A 294-nucleotide genomic window follows, 5' to 3' on the forward strand; every position below is an offset into this window, starting at 1 on the left:
GATTTTGGAAGCACGTTTGGGACCTAGACGGCGGGGTACATTTCCATCAGTCAATCCAGGAATTTCCTGGGCACCCTTGCGCACAATAACAAGAGCCAAGACCGAGAGATTGGCGTCAACAATACATCCACGAACTGATTTACGTTTTCTCTCTCCATCGCGGCGCGGTCTGTAACATGAGTGGCCCTTTGACATCAGAAGACGAACACGGCTGTTTGTCAGGACGCCCTGTTTCATCGGGAATCCTTGCTTGTCGTTGCCGCCAGCGACACGAAGTACATAGCCCTTCCATTC

Annotated in this window: 1 protein-coding gene; it reads right to left on the reverse strand. The window is 51.7% G+C overall.

Annotated elements, in window-relative coordinates:
* A partial coding sequence (locus F0U44_RS24530; protein WP_223163842.1) for a S6e family ribosomal protein occupies positions 1-294 on the reverse strand: 294 nt, incomplete at both ends.

It is taken from the genome of Nocardioides humilatus (assembly GCF_008373755.1).
Classification (GTDB): Bacteria; Actinomycetota; Actinomycetes; order Propionibacteriales; family Nocardioidaceae; genus Nocardioides; species Nocardioides humilatus.